This window comes from Pseudomonas sp. ChxA, assembly GCF_030263855.1.
Lineage (GTDB): Bacteria > Pseudomonadota > Gammaproteobacteria > Pseudomonadales > Pseudomonadaceae > Aquipseudomonas > Aquipseudomonas fluorescens_CB.
The window spans coordinates 1,707,998-1,722,831 of record NZ_JARPMK010000001.1 but is presented as its reverse complement, the minus strand read 5'-3'; the positions used below and the strand labels follow the sequence as shown (position 1 = coordinate 1,722,831).

The 14,834-nt window shown below is 60.1% G+C and carries 17 protein-coding genes; 1 reads left to right on the top strand and 16 read right to left on the bottom strand.

Features of this window, described 5'->3' with window-relative positions:
- Positions 1-5 precede the first annotated feature (5 nt).
- The 13 genes from P5706_RS07700 to P5706_RS07640 all read right to left on the bottom strand — a co-directional run bounded on the left by P5706_RS07700 (position 6) and on the right by P5706_RS07640 (position 10,931).
- Positions 6-674, bottom strand: a complete 669-nt coding sequence (locus tag P5706_RS07700) for a TetR/AcrR family transcriptional regulator (RefSeq protein WP_200433814.1) — start codon at positions 672-674, stop codon at positions 6-8.
- A 446-nt stretch (positions 675-1,120) separates the two neighbouring features.
- On the bottom strand, positions 1,121-1,906 hold the full coding sequence (locus tag P5706_RS07695; RefSeq protein ID WP_200433815.1) for a TatD family hydrolase: 786 nt from the start codon (positions 1,904-1,906) through the stop codon (positions 1,121-1,123).
- 63 nt (positions 1,907-1,969) lie between these two features.
- On the bottom strand, positions 1,970-2,959 hold the full coding sequence (locus P5706_RS07690; protein WP_200433816.1) for a DNA polymerase III subunit delta': 990 nt from the start codon (positions 2,957-2,959) through the stop codon (positions 1,970-1,972).
- Positions 2,952-3,584 (bottom strand): dTMP kinase, encoded by a 633-nt coding sequence (gene tmk / locus P5706_RS07685; RefSeq protein ID WP_285678888.1) that lies wholly within the window; start codon positions 3,582-3,584, stop codon positions 2,952-2,954. Before tmk ends, P5706_RS07690 begins: the two co-directional genes overlap by 8 nt.
- A gap of 19 nt (positions 3,585-3,603) precedes the next feature.
- Positions 3,604-4,740 (bottom strand): endolytic transglycosylase MltG, encoded by a 1,137-nt coding sequence (gene mltG / locus P5706_RS07680; RefSeq protein ID WP_200433818.1) that lies wholly within the window; start codon positions 4,738-4,740, stop codon positions 3,604-3,606.
- 1 nt (position 4,741) lies between these two features.
- Positions 4,742-5,557, bottom strand: coding sequence for an aminodeoxychorismate lyase (gene pabC / locus P5706_RS07675; RefSeq protein WP_285678887.1), 816 nt, complete (start codon positions 5,555-5,557; stop codon positions 4,742-4,744).
- The gene (fabF, locus tag P5706_RS07670; RefSeq protein ID WP_200433820.1) at positions 5,557-6,801 is read right to left on the bottom strand and encodes a beta-ketoacyl-ACP synthase II; all 1,245 of its coding nucleotides are present in this window, start codon (positions 6,799-6,801) and stop codon (positions 5,557-5,559) included. Before fabF ends, pabC begins: the two co-directional genes overlap by 1 nt.
- A 129-nt stretch (positions 6,802-6,930) precedes the next feature.
- A complete protein-coding gene (gene acpP / locus P5706_RS07665; RefSeq protein ID WP_016973676.1) occupies positions 6,931-7,167 on the bottom strand; it encodes an acyl carrier protein in 237 nt (78 codons plus the stop codon).
- Between the two features lie 192 nt (positions 7,168-7,359).
- Positions 7,360-8,103, bottom strand: coding sequence for a 3-oxoacyl-ACP reductase FabG (fabG, locus tag P5706_RS07660; protein ID WP_015885432.1), 744 nt, complete (start codon positions 8,101-8,103; stop codon positions 7,360-7,362).
- Positions 8,104-8,124: 21 nt separating this feature from the next.
- Positions 8,125-9,063, bottom strand: coding sequence for an ACP S-malonyltransferase (fabD, locus tag P5706_RS07655; RefSeq protein ID WP_138814234.1), 939 nt, complete (start codon positions 9,061-9,063; stop codon positions 8,125-8,127).
- 126 nt (positions 9,064-9,189) lie between these two features.
- Positions 9,190-10,200 (bottom strand): phosphate acyltransferase PlsX, encoded by a 1,011-nt coding sequence (plsX, locus tag P5706_RS07650; protein ID WP_285678886.1) that lies wholly within the window; start codon positions 10,198-10,200, stop codon positions 9,190-9,192.
- A 4-nt stretch (positions 10,201-10,204) separates the two neighbouring features.
- On the bottom strand, positions 10,205-10,387 hold the full coding sequence (gene rpmF / locus P5706_RS07645) for a 50S ribosomal protein L32 (RefSeq protein WP_008152339.1): 183 nt from the start codon (positions 10,385-10,387) through the stop codon (positions 10,205-10,207).
- A 13-nt stretch (positions 10,388-10,400) separates the two neighbouring features.
- On the bottom strand, positions 10,401-10,931 hold the full coding sequence (locus P5706_RS07640) for a YceD family protein (RefSeq protein WP_005790551.1): 531 nt from the start codon (positions 10,929-10,931) through the stop codon (positions 10,401-10,403).
- Between the two features lie 105 nt (positions 10,932-11,036).
- Here P5706_RS07640 and P5706_RS07635 point away from each other — a divergent pair, with 105 nt between their 5' ends.
- Positions 11,037-11,615, top strand: coding sequence for a Maf family protein (locus P5706_RS07635; protein ID WP_285678885.1), 579 nt, complete (start codon positions 11,037-11,039; stop codon positions 11,613-11,615).
- A gap of 134 nt (positions 11,616-11,749) precedes the next feature.
- Here the strand turns inward: P5706_RS07635 and P5706_RS07630 are convergent, their stop codons facing one another.
- The 3 genes from P5706_RS07630 to rluC are packed head-to-tail and all read right to left on the bottom strand — an operon-like array spanning position 11,750 to position 14,363.
- Positions 11,750-12,733, bottom strand: coding sequence for a S49 family peptidase (locus tag P5706_RS07630; RefSeq protein ID WP_200433823.1), 984 nt, complete (start codon positions 12,731-12,733; stop codon positions 11,750-11,752).
- 24 nt (positions 12,734-12,757) lie between these two features.
- A complete protein-coding gene (locus tag P5706_RS07625) occupies positions 12,758-13,417 on the bottom strand; it encodes an HAD-IA family hydrolase (RefSeq protein WP_285678884.1) in 660 nt (219 codons plus the stop codon).
- Complete coding sequence (gene rluC / locus P5706_RS07620; RefSeq protein WP_071483181.1) at positions 13,404-14,363, bottom strand: 23S rRNA pseudouridine(955/2504/2580) synthase RluC; 960 nt, start codon at positions 14,361-14,363, stop codon at positions 13,404-13,406. The genes P5706_RS07625 and rluC overlap by 14 nt, the downstream gene beginning before the upstream one ends.
- Positions 14,364-14,834: the final 471 nt, after the last annotated feature.

The window sequence follows — 14,834 nt, the reverse complement described above, 5'->3', positions numbered from 1 at the left end:
ATAGCTTAAACAGCGGGAGCGTCGCTGCTCTTGGGCTCAGCGCTCGGCAGCTCAGTGCTGTGCTTGCGCTTGTTGCCCATGCGCACGCCGATGTCCATCAGGAACTGGAAGAAACCTTCCTGATCTTCCAGCACATTGCTCCAGAACGGCGAGTGGTACAGCGCCACCGCGCCATGGACCAACGCCCAGGCGGCGCAGTAATGGAAATACGGCGGTACGTCTTCCAGCTTGCCTTCGCTGATGCGACCCTTGATCAGCAGGGTGAGACGCTCGAAGTTCGAGGCGCGGATCTTGTGCAGTTCCTCGACCATTTCCGGCACTTGATGACCCTTGACCACCTTTTCTTCCAGGCGGTCGAACAGGCGGTAGCGCTGCGGGTCACGCATGCGGAACTCGAAATAGGCGCGTGACAGCGCCTCCTTGTCCTTGTCCACATCGGCCGAATGCAGCAGCTCGTTCAAGTCGCGCTCGTAGTCGAGCATCAGCCGCAGGTAGATCTCGGCCTTGGATTTGAAGTGTTTGTAGATCGTGCCTTTGCCGATACCCACGGCATCCGCAATCATCTCGACGGTGACGCTGTCTTCACCTTGTTCGAGGAATAACTTGAGCGCGGTGTCGAGAATTTCCTGCTCACGGCGGCGAAACTCACGGACCTTACGGGGTTCTTTGTGCATGAGGAAGAGGTCTGCAGAGGTCGGAATTAGGGAGGGTTACGCAGGGCCACAGATACGTGGCGATACGATTTACCCGATGCGAGGGATTATCCCGACTGAACGGTCGTTGGGCAACGCCTATGTGAACCCAGCGCGCGTTTTAGTTTCAGCGCGCCAACGAATGAGGGGCTATCAGTCAGAAATAATACGCAACAACTGCAGCCGTGCATCTGCTCAATGAGAACTCAAGCGAAGCGCGCGTATTCCAAATCTGTTTAAAAAACGACCAATCGCGACTGGACTGAATCGGATACTGATCAATACTTGAACTGTCGACGTGGCATCTCCCCCAAGTGACGCGTCGACCTGGGTACCGACGGACTGTGTGCCCTTGTTTTACTCCTAATGGTCTTAACCCGGATTCACCCCCCAGAACCCGGGTTTTTTTTGCCTGCGATTTGGCCGTCTCAGCCGGCTACGTGGGCCAGCGGGAACAGACGCTTGAAGTTCTCGGTGGTCTGCTCGGCAAAGCGCTCAACGGATTCACCGCGCAGCATCGCCAGATAATCGGCCACATCGCGCACGTATTCCGGCAGGTTCGGCTTGCCGCGATGAGGGATCGGCGCGAGGTAAGGCGAATCGGTTTCCACCAGCAGGCGGTCGGCGGGCACCTGGCGCGCCACGTCGCGCAAAGCGTCGGCGTTGCGGAAGGTGACGATACCTGACAGAGAGATGTAAAAGCCCAGGTCCAGCGCGGCCTTTGCCATGTCCCAGTCTTCGGTGAAGCAATGCAGCACGCCGGCCTGGGGCAAGGCCGCTTCACGCAATAGCGTCAGGGTGTCAGCGCGGGCGCCTCGGGTGTGGACGATCACCGGTTTGCCGGTCTGCTGGCCGGCTTGCAGGTGCAGGCGGAAGGAGGCTTGCTGCAACTCGGCGGCTTCAGGTTCGTAGTGGTAATCCAGGCCCGTTTCGCCAATCGCCACCACGCGTGGGTGATTGAGCTCAGCCAACAGCCAATCCAGGGCCGGCGCTTCACCGGGCTTGAGGTCCAGCGGGTGAATACCGACCGAGCAGTCGACATCGGCATAGCGATCAGCCAAGGCCTTGACGTCGGCGGCGTTGTCGGCGCTCACGCCGATGCACAGGAAGTGCCCTACCCCACGCTGGCGTGCCGCTTCCAGGGCAGCGTCGAGGGAGCCGCCGTGCTGGGCGAGGTCGAGGCGATCAAGGTGGCAGTGGGAATCTACGAGCATAGGAAAGTACGACTTAATTCATGGGAAGTGTCTGGCCGACGATACACCCGTCGGCCACGGAAATTAACGCCGGCCGAGCAAGCCAACCCATTGCACCAGCAGTGCTTCGAGCAACAGCACGCGGTTGAGGTTGGCCTTGCCGAGGACTTTCTGGCGTTGGGCCAGGATCCAGTCCTGGATGTTCAGCACCTTGTCCTGGGCGCTTTTTTGCGCCAGGTACTGCACCACTTTGCGCATGTCCGGCAGGCCCAGGCCGCTTTCGTCCTGGGTCAACTGGTAGCGCAGGATCAGGCTCGACCAGTCACAGAACCAGTCGAACAGCAGCAGCAACGGGATATCCTTCCAGGCACCCTCAGCCAGTTGCGTGGCGGACTGTTCCTGCTTGAGCAGCTTCTTGACGCCATCGACCACCAGCGCCCGTTGCTCACGTACGCCTTGGGCCTGCAGCTTCACCGCCGCCAAGGGTGAACCCGCAGCCAGGGTCAGCAACTCGACCCGTTCGTCGGCAGAACATTCCGGCAGCGCCTGCGCCAGCCATTGCAGGCTCATGGCCTCGCTCGGCAGCGGGCAGGCCTGCTGCACGCAACGGCTGCGGATGGTTGGCAACAAGCGGCTGGACTGGTGACTCACCAGCAACAGCACGGTGTCGCCCGACGGCTCTTCCAGGCTCTTGAGCAAGGCGTTGGCGGCGTTGATGTTCATCGCCTCCACCGGCTCGATCAGCACCACCTTGCGCCCGCCCATCTGCGCGGTCTGCACCACGAAGCTGACAAGGTCACGCACCTGGTCGACCTTGATCGCCTTGTCGGCCTCTTCAGGCTCAAGCAGGTAGTTGTCGGGGTGGCTGCCGGCCTTGAGCAGCAGGCAGGATTTGCACTCGCCGCAGGCTTCCAGGTTGACCGGTTGCTTGCACAGCAGGCTCGCCATCAGGCGCTCGGCCAAGGCACGCTTGCCGATACCGATGGGGCCGTGCAGCAAATAGGCATGGGCATGCTGAGCGCGCCCGGCCAATTGCTGCCAGAGGCTGTCTTGCCACGGGTAGGCTTCAGCCACGGGCGCGCTCCAAGAGTTCGGGCAGCAGAGCATCGATGGCCTGCTGCACCTGCGCCAGGGGTTGGGCTGCGTCCAGCAAGGAATAACGCGCAGGCTCAGCCTTGGCGCGCAGCAGGAACGCACTGCGTACTGCGTCAAAGAATGTCGAGCCTTCCAGCTCGAAGCGGTCCAGCCGGCCACGGGCACTGGCGCGGGCCATGCCGACTTCCACCGGCAGGTCGAACAGCAGGGTCAAGTCTGGGCGCAAATCGCCTTGGACGAAAGCTTCCAGGCTGGCGATGCGCTCAACGGACAAGCCGCGCCCGCCTCCCTGGTAAGCATAAGTGGAATCGGTAAAACGGTCGCAAATCACCACGGCGCCCCGTGCCAGCGCAGGGCGAATCACCTCGGCCAAATGCTGGGCGCGGGCAGCAAACACCAGCAGCAACTCTGTATCCGAATTCATTTGTTCCTCACCCGGAGCCAGCAACACTTCACGAATGCGCTCGGCCAGCGGCGTACCGCCGGGCTCGCGGGTCAGCACCACCTCGACGCCTTCAGCGCGCAAACGCTCGGCCAGGTAATCGCGGTTGGTGCTTTTGCCGGCGCCTTCCGGGCCTTCCAGGGTAATAAACAAGCCAGTCACAGGCAGTCCTTAGTCAGAGTCATTGCGGGCTTTGCGGCGTAGCGGTGTCCGGCGCAGGTTCGGCGGGTTTTTCAAGCGGCGCAGCATCGGCCGGTGGTGCCGCGTCTTCCGGCGGCTTTACCGTCGGTGCCGGGCTGGAACGATAATCGGCGCGGCGCTTGAGTTGGAACTCACGCACGGCGGCATTATGCGCATCCAGGTCATCGGAGAAAATATGGCTGCCATCGCCACGGGCAACGAAGTACAGGCTAGTACCGGCCACCGGGTTCAAGGCGGCATGGATGGCCTCGCGGCCGACCATGGCAATCGGCGTCGGCGGCAGGCCGGCAATCATATAGGTGTTATAGGGATTGGCTTCCTTGAGGTGCGCGCGGGTCAGCTTGCCGGTGTAGCGCTCGCCCAGGCCGTAGATCACCGTGGGGTCGGTCTGCAGCAGCATGCCGATTTTCAGGCGACGCACAAACACCCCGGCGATCTGGCCGCGCTCTTGCGGCACGCCGGTTTCCTTTTCTACCAGGGAGGCCATGATCAGCGCCTGGTAAGGGTCGGTGTACGGCGCATCGGCGGCGCGTTGGCTCCATTCCTGGGCCAGTACCTCGTCCAGACGGTTGTAGGCTTTTTTCAGGAATTCGACATCGGTCATGCCACGCACGAAGCGATAGGTGTCAGGAAAGAATCGCCCTTCGGGAAACACGCCCGGGTGGCCTAGCTTATCCATCACTTCGTTGTCGCTCAGGCCCGACAGGGTCTGCACAATCTTTTCGTGTTTGGCCAGCGCTGAACGCACCTGGCGGAAGTTCCAGCCTTCCACCAATGTCAGGCTGTATTGCACCACTTCACCACGCTGCCACAGGCCGATCAGGCCTTCGGCAGTCAGGCCTGGGGTCATGCGGTATTCACCGCTGTGCAGCGGCTGGCCGTCGAGGTTGAAGCGCCAGTAGAGGCGCAACCAGAAGGCGCCCTCCAGCACACCTTCGGTTTCGAGGCGATTGAAGGTGCCCGTCGGGGTGGCCCCGGCAGGTACATCGAGCAATTGTTCCTGGGTCAGATTCAGGGGCTGCTTCAGCGCAGAGTCGAGCTTCCAGGCCGAGAAGCCCAGCAGCAAGCCTGCCGAGACCAGGCCGATCTGCAGCAGTAAAACCAGTTTTCGTATCAACTCAAATTTCCAATAGCGCGCGAACAATGCCCTGCAGTTTACGGGTGAGCGGCCCAACCGACCAGCTCATCCCAGCACAACCACGTACGGGCCAAATGCCATAAACGCTGTTGCACACGAAGACTTCATCGGCCTGCTGCAACTGCGCCAGGCTAATGTCGGCCACGGCCGCCGGGATGCCCAGGGTTTGCGCCTGCGCCAGAATCTCCGCGCGCATGACGCCGGCAACCCCGCAACGATTCAGATCAGCGGTTAGTAACAAACCATTGCGCACCAGGAACAGGTTGCTGAACACGCCTTCGATGACGCGCTCGGACCTATCCAGCATCAAGCCCTCGGCATGTTCGGCATCCTGCCATTCGGCGCGGGCGATCACCTGTTCAAGACGATTAAGGTGCTTGAGACCGGCCAGCAACGGCTGCTCGGCCAAGCGAGTGGCGCAGGCAAACAGGCGGATGCCATCGGCTGCATGGGCCAGGGGATAAGCAGCGGGCGGACTGCCCTGCAAGATACGGCGCACCGGAGCGCCGGGATTGATGCCATACCCGCGCAGGCTGTCACCACGGGTAAGGATCAATTTGAGTACACCATCGCCCAAGGCAGCGGCATAGGCGAGCACTTCGCTGCGGATCAACGGCTGGTCCGCAACCAGGGCGAGGCGCCTGCACCCCTCTTCCAGGCGGTGCAGGTGACGCTCGAGCAGCACCGGCTGCCCGGCCTTGACGGCGATGGTCTCGAACAGGCCATCACCATACGCCAGGCCGCGATCTTTCAGCGGCACACTGTCCGCTGGCTGACCGTCGACCCAGCTGTGCATCACTCGGCGAACCGGCGGAACACCAGGGAACCGTTGGTGCCACCGAAACCGAACGAGTTGGAGATCACCACGTCGATCGGCATCGGTTGCGCTTCGTGAGGCACGAAGTTGAGGTCGCAGCCCTCGTCCGGCTCATCGAGGTTGATGGTCGGCGGAGCGACCTGATCCTTGATGGCCATGACGCTGAAGATCGCCTCAACCGCGCCCGCCGCACCCAACAGGTGGCCGGTCATGGACTTGGTGGAACTGACCGCCAGCTTGTAGGCGTGCTCGCCGAACACAGACTTGATGGCTTCGGCTTCCGCCAGGTCGCCAGTCGGGGTCGAAGTGCCGTGGGCGTTGATGTACTGCACCTGGTTGGGGTTGACCTTCGCATCGCGCAAGGCGTTGGTAATGCAACGCGCGGCACCGGCACCGTCGGACGGCGGCGAGGTCATGTGGTAGGCGTCACCGCTCATGCCGAAACCGATCAGCTCGGCGTAGATGGTGGCACCGCGCGCCTTGGCGTGCTCCAGTTCCTCGAGCACCAGCGCACCGGCGCCGTCAGACAGTACGAAGCCATCACGGCCCTTGTCCCACGGACGGCTGGCGCGAGTCGGTTCGTCATTGCGCGTCGACAGCGCACGGGACGCGCCGAAGCCACCCATGCCGAGGCCGCAGGCAGCCATTTCGGCGCCACCGGCGATCATCACGTCGGCTTCGTCATAGGCAATGTTACGCGCCGCCATGCCGATGCAGTGCGTGCCGGTGGTGCACGCGGTGGCAATGGCGTAGTTAGGTCCCTGGGCACCCAAGTGGATGGACAGGAAACCGGAAATCATATTGATGATCGAGCCCGGCACGAAGAACGGTGAAATTCGACGGGGGCCGGAATCGTGCAGCGTGCGGCTGGTTTCTTCGATATTGGTCAAACCGCCAATACCCGAACCCATGGCCACGCCGATGCGCTCACGGTTGGCGTCGGTGACTTCCAGGCCGGCATTACGCACCGCCTGAAAACCGGCTGCCAGGCCGTATTGAATGAACAGGTCGAGCTTGCGGGATTCTTTGACCGAGAGATATTCCTCGACATTGAAGCCCTTTACCGAGCCGCCAAAACGGGTGGAATAGGCAGAAAGGTCCGTGTGTTCGATCAGACCGATACCACTGTGGCCAGCCAGAATGCCCTGCCAACTGCTCGGCACATCCGTACCCAGTGGCGACAACATACCCATACCGGTGACTACGACGCGTCTACGCGACACAGCACTCTCCTTTTTCTAATGACGACACTTTGCTTCGCAGCTTACTTTTTCATCACCGCTTAAAGAAAAAACCGCACGCCGTTACAGCAGTGCGGTTTTTCCCTGACAGCAAGCGACGACTACAAACTATTACGCCTGGTGGGCAGTAACGTAGTCGATAGCAGCTTGAACAGTAGTGATTTTTTCAGCTTCTTCGTCCGGGATTTCGGTCTCGAATTCCTCTTCCAGAGCCATCACCAGCTCAACGGTGTCAAGGGAATCGGCACCCAGGTCTTCAACGAAGGAAGCGGAGTTGGTCACTTCTTCTTCTTTAACGCCCAGTTGCTCGGCAACGATTTTCTTGACGCGCTCTTCGATGGTGCTCATACCTTGTTTAACTCCTAATGGACAAATTCAGGCAGCTGGCCAGTGGGTAAGTGTATAGAAAGCCTTTTCAGCTTTTCAACTGAAAGCTTCACCCTCGTACCCGACCGGCCACCTGCCTATAAATTAAGTTGCAGCTTTATAACGGATTTTAGACAGCTCGTATGACATTTTTTTGAAGCGATCCGTCACAATTTAACTCATGTACATCCCGCCGTTCACCGGGATTGTAGCCCCAGTCACGTATGCCGCACCGTCGGATGCCAGGAAAGTGACCACATTTGCGATCTCTTGAGCCTGGCCCAAACGGCCCAGCGGAATCTGGGTCAGCAACGCTTCACGCTGTGCTTCCGGCAGTTCGCGGGTCATATCGGTGTCGATGAACCCTGGGGCCACCGAGTTGACCGTAATCGAACGCGAACCGACTTCACGGGCCAATGCACGGCTGAAACCTTCCAGACCGGCCTTGGCCGCTGCATAGTTTACTTGGCCTGCGTTGCCCATGGCACCCACTACGGAGCCAATATTGATAATTCGGCCCCAACGCGCCTTGGTCATGCCGCGCAAAACGCCCTTGGACAAGCGAAACAGACTGTTCAAGTTGGTATCGACCACGTCGTACCACTCGTCGTCTTTCATGCGCATCATCAGGTTGTCACGGGTGATACCGGCGTTGTTCACCAGAATAGCCGGTGCGCCGAACTGTGCAGTGATTTCAGCCAGCACAGCAGCAACAGACTCATCACTGGTCACGTTCAGCTCAAGACCGGTGCCTTGTACGCCGTTTTCCTTCAAGGTCGCAGCAATACGCTCAGCGCCCGAAGCGGAAGTGGCGGTGCCGATCACAACCGCGCCTTGACGACCCAGTTCCAGGGCGATCGCCTGGCCAATGCCACGGCTTGCGCCAGTAACCAGTGCAACTTTACCTTGCAGACTCATGCAGGCTTCTCCTAAAGGGTTTCAGGCCAGTGCCGCGCGCGCGGCAGCGAAGGCATCCGGGGTATTGAGGTTGGCAGTCGACACGCCATCGGCGCAGCGCTTGTTCAGGCCGGCCAGGACTTTGCCCGGGCCGCACTCGACCAGCTCAGTGGCGCCATTGGCAGCCAGGGTCTGTACCGACTCAACCCAGCGTACCGGCTTGTAGAGCTGCTCCAGCAGGTCGCGCTTGAGGGTGTCGAGGTCGGCGGCAACGGCCGCGCTGACGTTCTGCACCAGCGGGATCTGCGGCGCCTGCCAATTGATGGCGGCGATAGACTCGGCAAAACGCTCGGCAGCCGGGCGCATCAGCTCGCAGTGCGACGGCACGCTCACCGGCAACGGCAAGGCGCGCTTGGCACCACGCGCCTTGCAGCCCTCAATGGCGCGCTCGACAGCGGCTTTGGCGCCTGCGATGACCACCTGGCCAGGGGAGTTGAAGTTCACCGCGCTGACCACTTCGCCCTGGGCCGCTTCGGCACAGGCTTCGATCACTACAGCATCGTCCAGACCGAGGATAGCGGCCATGCCGCCCTGCCCGGCTGGAACAGCCTCTTGCATCAACTGACCACGGCGCTCGACCAGCTTGACCGCTTCAGCGAGGGTCAGGCTACCGGCGGCCACCAAGGCGCTGTACTCGCCAAGGCTGTGACCGGCCACGTAAGCCGGGCGTGCGCCACCTTCGGCCAACCACAAGCGCCACAGGGCGATCGAAGCGGTCAGGATCGCCGGCTGGGTTTTATCGGTTTGATTGAGTTGCTCTTCCGGCCCCTGCTGGGTCAGTGCCCACAGGTCGTAACCCAGGGCATCGGAAGCTTCCTTGAAGGTTTCCAGGATCAGCGGATGTTGCGCGCCCAGCTCGGCCAACATGCCGAGGGACTGCGAACCCTGCCCTGGAAAGACGAATGCGAGGGATGTAGACATGTAACAAGCCCCTAATGATCTGGTCGTCAAAAATGCTCGCACCGACGGTGGGCGCGAACGAAACTGACAGATTGGATGGTCAATTGAACTGGCCGGTCACATTTAAGCACTCCCGGGCCGATTCGCCTAAGGCAACAGATCCTCAAGACGCCCGTGCAAACGTTGCGGCAGGTTTTCCTGGATCTCGATCAACGCCCGCGCAATCGCACTTTGAAAGCCCTGCACACCAGCCGAGCCGTGGCTTTTTACCACAATGCCCTGCAGCCCCAGAAAACTCGCGCCATTATGCCGTGCCGGCGCAAGGTCAGCCTGCAGGCGGCGCATCAACGGCAACGCCAGCGCGCCGACCAGGCGTGAGGCCAGGTTCTGCTTGAACAAGGCTTCGATACGCGTGGCGATCATAGTCGCCAAGCCTTCGCTGGACTTGAGCAGGATATTGCCGACAAACCCGTCGCACACCACCACATCCGCCTCGCCTCGGTACAAACCGTCACCTTCGACAAAACCGATGTAGTTCAAGCCCCGCGCGCCCTGCAACAAGGCAGCAGCCAGCTTGACCTGCTGGTTGCCCTTGATGTCCTCGGTGCCGATATTGAGCAACGCCACGCGTGGCCGGGCCACACCTAACGCTTCAGCGGCGACCGAGCCCATCACGGCGAATTGCAGCAGGTGCTCGGCGCTGCAATCAACGTTTGCACCCAGGTCCAGCAGCTGGCAATAGCCCTTCTGCGTTGGAATCGCCGCCACCATCGCCGGCCGATCAATCCCCGGCAACGTCTTGAGCACGTGTCGCGACAACGCCATCAACGCCCCGGTATTGCCGGCACTGACACAGGCTTGCACCTTGCCATCACGCAACAGTTCCAGGGCCACGCGCATTGAAGAGTCGGGCTTGCCACGCAAGGCCGCCGCGGGCTTTTCATCCATGCCGATGGTTTCGCTGGCCGCAGTAACAGTCAGGCGCGCGCGATCCACCGCCGGATGGCTGGCAATCAATTCTTCAAGTAAGGAGGGTTGACCGACGAGGGTCAGGTGCAGCGAGGGCGTAGCAGACAGGCTGGCAATGCAAGCCTGAACAATGCTGCGGGGACCGAAGTCCCCGCCCATTGCGTCAATCGCGATGACTTGAGCAGACAAGTGATTACTCGTCAGCGCCCTTGTCGATCACTTTACGGCCACGGTATACGCCTTCTGGCGATACGTGGTGACGCAGGTGAATTTCACCGGTGGTTTTTTCTACGGACAGAGTGCTTGCCGTCAGGGCATCGTGCGAACGACGCATGTCACGGGCAGAGCGGGATTTTTTGTTCTGCTGAACAGCCATAATTGATTAACTCCTAAACGTTTGGGTCACGCTTTAACTGCGCCAATACACTGAACGGGTTGGACCGCGTTACCTCGTCCTCGCTCGGCTCGGCCTCGTCATCGAGACCCTCCGGCTGCTGGCATTCTTCCGGATGATGAGCAGGCACAATGGGCAAGGCGAGCAAAAGCTCCTCCTCGATCAGTGCATGCAGATCCAATGGATCTTCGCCCAGTTCCAGCACGTCATAACCTTTCGGCAACGACTGGGTATTCGCACCCTCTTTCACCACAGCATAACTGCATTCGCTGTGGATCGGCAGGGTGACCAGCTCAAGACAACGCTGGCAAACCATTTTGACTTCGGTGTCGATAAAGCTGTGAATTACCACAGATTTACGTTCATCTCGTTCAAAAACGAATTTAGCCTGCACCGTACCGACAGTGTCGGAAAGCGGGTCGCAGAGTCTCTCCAAATCGGCCAGCAGCACTTCACCTTGAAGGGTGGTGCCACGATCAGCCAATTTGCGCGGGTCAACGTGAGGTGGAATCGGGTCATTCAACATAGGCGCAGCATTATAGGGATGCACCCAGCCATGTCAAAGGAAATTCAGCCCTGTGCGTCAGCTGGTCGCCCCGCTAGAATCGGCGGCTGCCTCGAGGAGACCCCCATGCTGCCTTTATTACTCGCTTCCAGCTCGGTTTATCGCCGGGAATTGCTGGCCCGCCTGCACCTACCGTTCATCTGCAGCTCGCCGGATATCGACGAAAGCCATCGCGCAAATGAATCGGCCATAGAGCTGGTCAAGCGCCTGGCGCAAGAGAAAGCCCGCGCCCTCGCCGCCAGTCATCCAGGGCATTTGATTATCGGCTCCGATCAGGTGGCCGCACTCGACGGCCGCATTATCGGCAAACCCCACACCTTTGAAAACGCCCGCGAGCAATTGCTGACCGCCAGCGGCAAACGCGTGAGTTTTTTAACTGGCCTGGCGCTGCTCAACAGTGAGACGGGGCACTGCCAGGTAGATTGCGTGCCGTTTACCGTGCAGATGCGCGAACTGGATGTAGAACGCATCGAGCGTTATTTGCGCTTGGAACAGCCTTATGACTGCGCAGGCAGCTTCAAGGCCGAAGGGCTGGGTGTGAGCCTGTTTCAGAGTACCGAAGGGCCGGATGCGACCAGCCTGGTCGGCCTGCCGCTGATTCGACTGGTGGACATGTTGTTGGCTGAAGGCGTGCAAATCCCCTAGGCCCACCACCAAAACAAATGTGGGAGCTGGCTTGCCTGCGATAGCGGTGGGCCAGTCACTTACAATGTCGACTGACCCGGCGCTATCGCGGGCAAGCCCGCTCCCACATTTTGAACTACCACAAAGCTGATATTTCAGCGCAGCGTCGGCCCCTGAAAGCCCATGTAGTAGGCCAACTTCTCCGCCACACTGGCACCCAGCTTCTTGGAGAAGCGATCAAACGGCGATTCCTGAACAGTGAAGTCCACCAATTCCTTCTCGCCAATCACATCGCGCGCCACCGAACTGGCACTGCCCAGACCATCGATCAAGCCCAATGGCAACGCCTGCTCACCAGACCACACCAGGCCGGAGAACAGCTCAGGATGGTCCTTGTCCTTCAGACGATCGCCGCGCCCCTGCTTCACGCTGGCAATGAACTGACGATGGGTGGTGTCGAGCACGCCCTGCCAGAACTGGGTTTCATCGGCCTTTTGTGGCTGGAACGGGTCCAGGAACGACTTGTGCTCACCTGAAGTGTAGGTGCGACGCTCCACCCCCAACTTCTCCATGGTGCCGACAAAGCCGTAACCGGCCGCTGTCACACCAATGGAACCCACGAGGCTGGCCTTGTCGGCATAGATCTGGTCAGCGGCGCTGGCGATGTAATAGGCACCCGAGGCACCCAAGTCAGAAATCACCGCATACAGCTTGATGTCCGGGTGCAGCCCGCGCAGGCGGCGAATCTCGTCATACACGTAGCCCGACTGCACCGGGCTGCCGCCTGGGCTATTGATGCGCAGGATCACGCCTTTGACCTTGGGGTCTTCGAAGGCTGCACGCAGGCCGCCGACGATATTATCGGCGCTGGCGGACTCCTTGTCGGCAATCACCCCGTTCACGTCGATAAAGGCGGTGTAGTTGTTGCCACGGGTGGCGCTTTTTTCCATGTCCATCAGCGGGCTGAACAACGCCAGCATGGCGATAAGCCAGACAAACGTCAGCAGCTTGAAAAAAATCCCCCAACGCCGCGCACGGCGCTGTTCCTGAACACTGGCCAGCAGGGTCTTCTCCAACAGCTTCCAGCTTTTATCATCACCGCTTTCGGCCTTTTCGGGCGCTTTCCACTCGTCACTCATGCCATTAACCCCAGCAAAGACTTATCACGCCCGGCTGAGCCAGGCCTGCAGTTCAGAAAAATGATCAATCGTCAGCCTGGGCTCGTATGGCTGCAAGGCTTCGGCTGCCTGGGCACCATAGCTGACCGCCACGCTGTCCATGCCGGCATTGCGCGCCATCATCAGGTCAAAGGAAGCATCACCCACCATCAACGCCTGACGCGGCGTTACGCCGCAATGCGCCAGGATCTGCTCTAACATCAGAGGGTGAGGTTTGCTGGCGGTTTCATCCGCCGCACGGGTGATGTCGAAATAATCTTCAAAACCGTGAGCCTTGAGCACTCGATCCAGCCCGCGACGGGCCTTGCCGGTGGCCACGGCCAAGTGATAACCCTCGGCGCGAAAGGCCTCCAGGGCTTGCCTTACACCGTCAAACAGCGGCGAAGGTGTGGCCTCCAGCGCTATGTAGTGATCGGCGTAATGGTCACGGAAGGTCACCAGTTGCGCATCGCTGATCTGCGGGTACAAGGTACGGATCGCCTCAGGCAGACCCAGGCCAATAATGCCTTTTACCGCCAGATCAGTGCACAACTCGAAACCCGAACGGGTCGACGCCGCGTGCATTGAGTCAACAATGCGCCCAATGGAATTGCACAGCGTGCCGTCCCAATCAAAAATCAGCAGCTTGTAGTCAGGGTGCGACACTCAAACGCTCCACGGTCTTGGCCCACATTTCATCGACCGGCGCCTGCAACTTCAACTCGCCGCCATCAGGCAGCGGCACGGTGAGCATGTAGGCGTGCAGGAACAGGCGCTTACCGCCCAGGTCGCGAATTTCCTTGGAGAAATCCTCATCGCCGTACTTGGTGTCGCCGGCGATGCAGTGGCCCGCATGCAGGGTGTGCACGCGAATCTGGTGGGTACGCCCGGTCACAGGCTTGGCCTCGACCATTGTGGCGAAGTCGCCGAAGCGGCGCAGCACCTTGAACAGGGTCAGGGCCTCTTTGCCCTCCTCGTCCACCTCGACCATACGCTCGCCGGAGCGCAGGTTGCTCTTCTGCAGCGGCGCGCGCACGCTCTTGATCGAGCTGGCCCAGTTGCCCCGTACCAACGCCATGTAGCGTTTGTCCACGCCATCGCCACGCAAGGCGGTGTGCAGGTGACGCAACATGCTGCGTTTCTTGGCGATCATCAGCAGGCCGGACGTGTCGCGGTCCAGGCGATGGACCAACTCCAGCTCCTTGGCATCCGGGCGCAACTGACGGAAGGCTTCGATCACGCCGAACGTCAAGCCGCTACCGCCATGCACCGCGATACCGCAGGGCTTGTTGATCACGATGAGTTTGTTGTCTTCGAAGACAATCGAGGCTTCAAGGCGCTGCAACAGGCCCTGGGCCAACGGCACCGGCTCGTCACGCTCAGGCACGCGCACCGGCGGCACACGGACGATATCGCCCGCCTGCAGCTTGTACTCGGGCTTGATCCGGCCCTTGTTCACGCGCACTTCGCCTTTACGCAAGATGCGGTAAATCAAGGTCTTGGGCACGCCTTTGAGCCTGGCCAGGAGAAAATTGTCGATGCGTTGGCCGGCATATTCCGGCGAGACCTCAAGCAGCTGGACGCTGGGGGTCTGGGGGGCGGTAGTCGTCATGGCGGCGATGATAACAATTTTTTATGGAATTGAAGCACTTAATCATTGCTGCTATAGTCGCGAACGCCGCCAAAAGCGGCCTGGACAGAGGACTTGCGGCAAACTGCCGGCCCTGACCATCGCAATTCATCAGGACGCGAGGCCGTCCTACGGGGCTTTCGCCACCTTGGAAGGCTCAGGATTGTAACAAGCGCAGGTGACATGAGGCCTGAAGCGAGTGCAGAAAGCAGAGTGAATACTCGCGTTCTGCGCCGATATTTACGGCCAGTTCACAAAGTGCAGTCAGTCTTGAGCCAGACCATGGCGAATGCTTCGGAAACAACGCCTGTTAAGAGCTGAGTGAGAGCGCAGTCGCCCACACCTAGTCTTGTTTAGCCATGAGCGTGGACTCCCCATTGGAGTACACGGTAAATGCCAACCCGCTGCGGATTCTGCGCGCGGCAGCACCCGAATTATCAGGGATACGTGTAG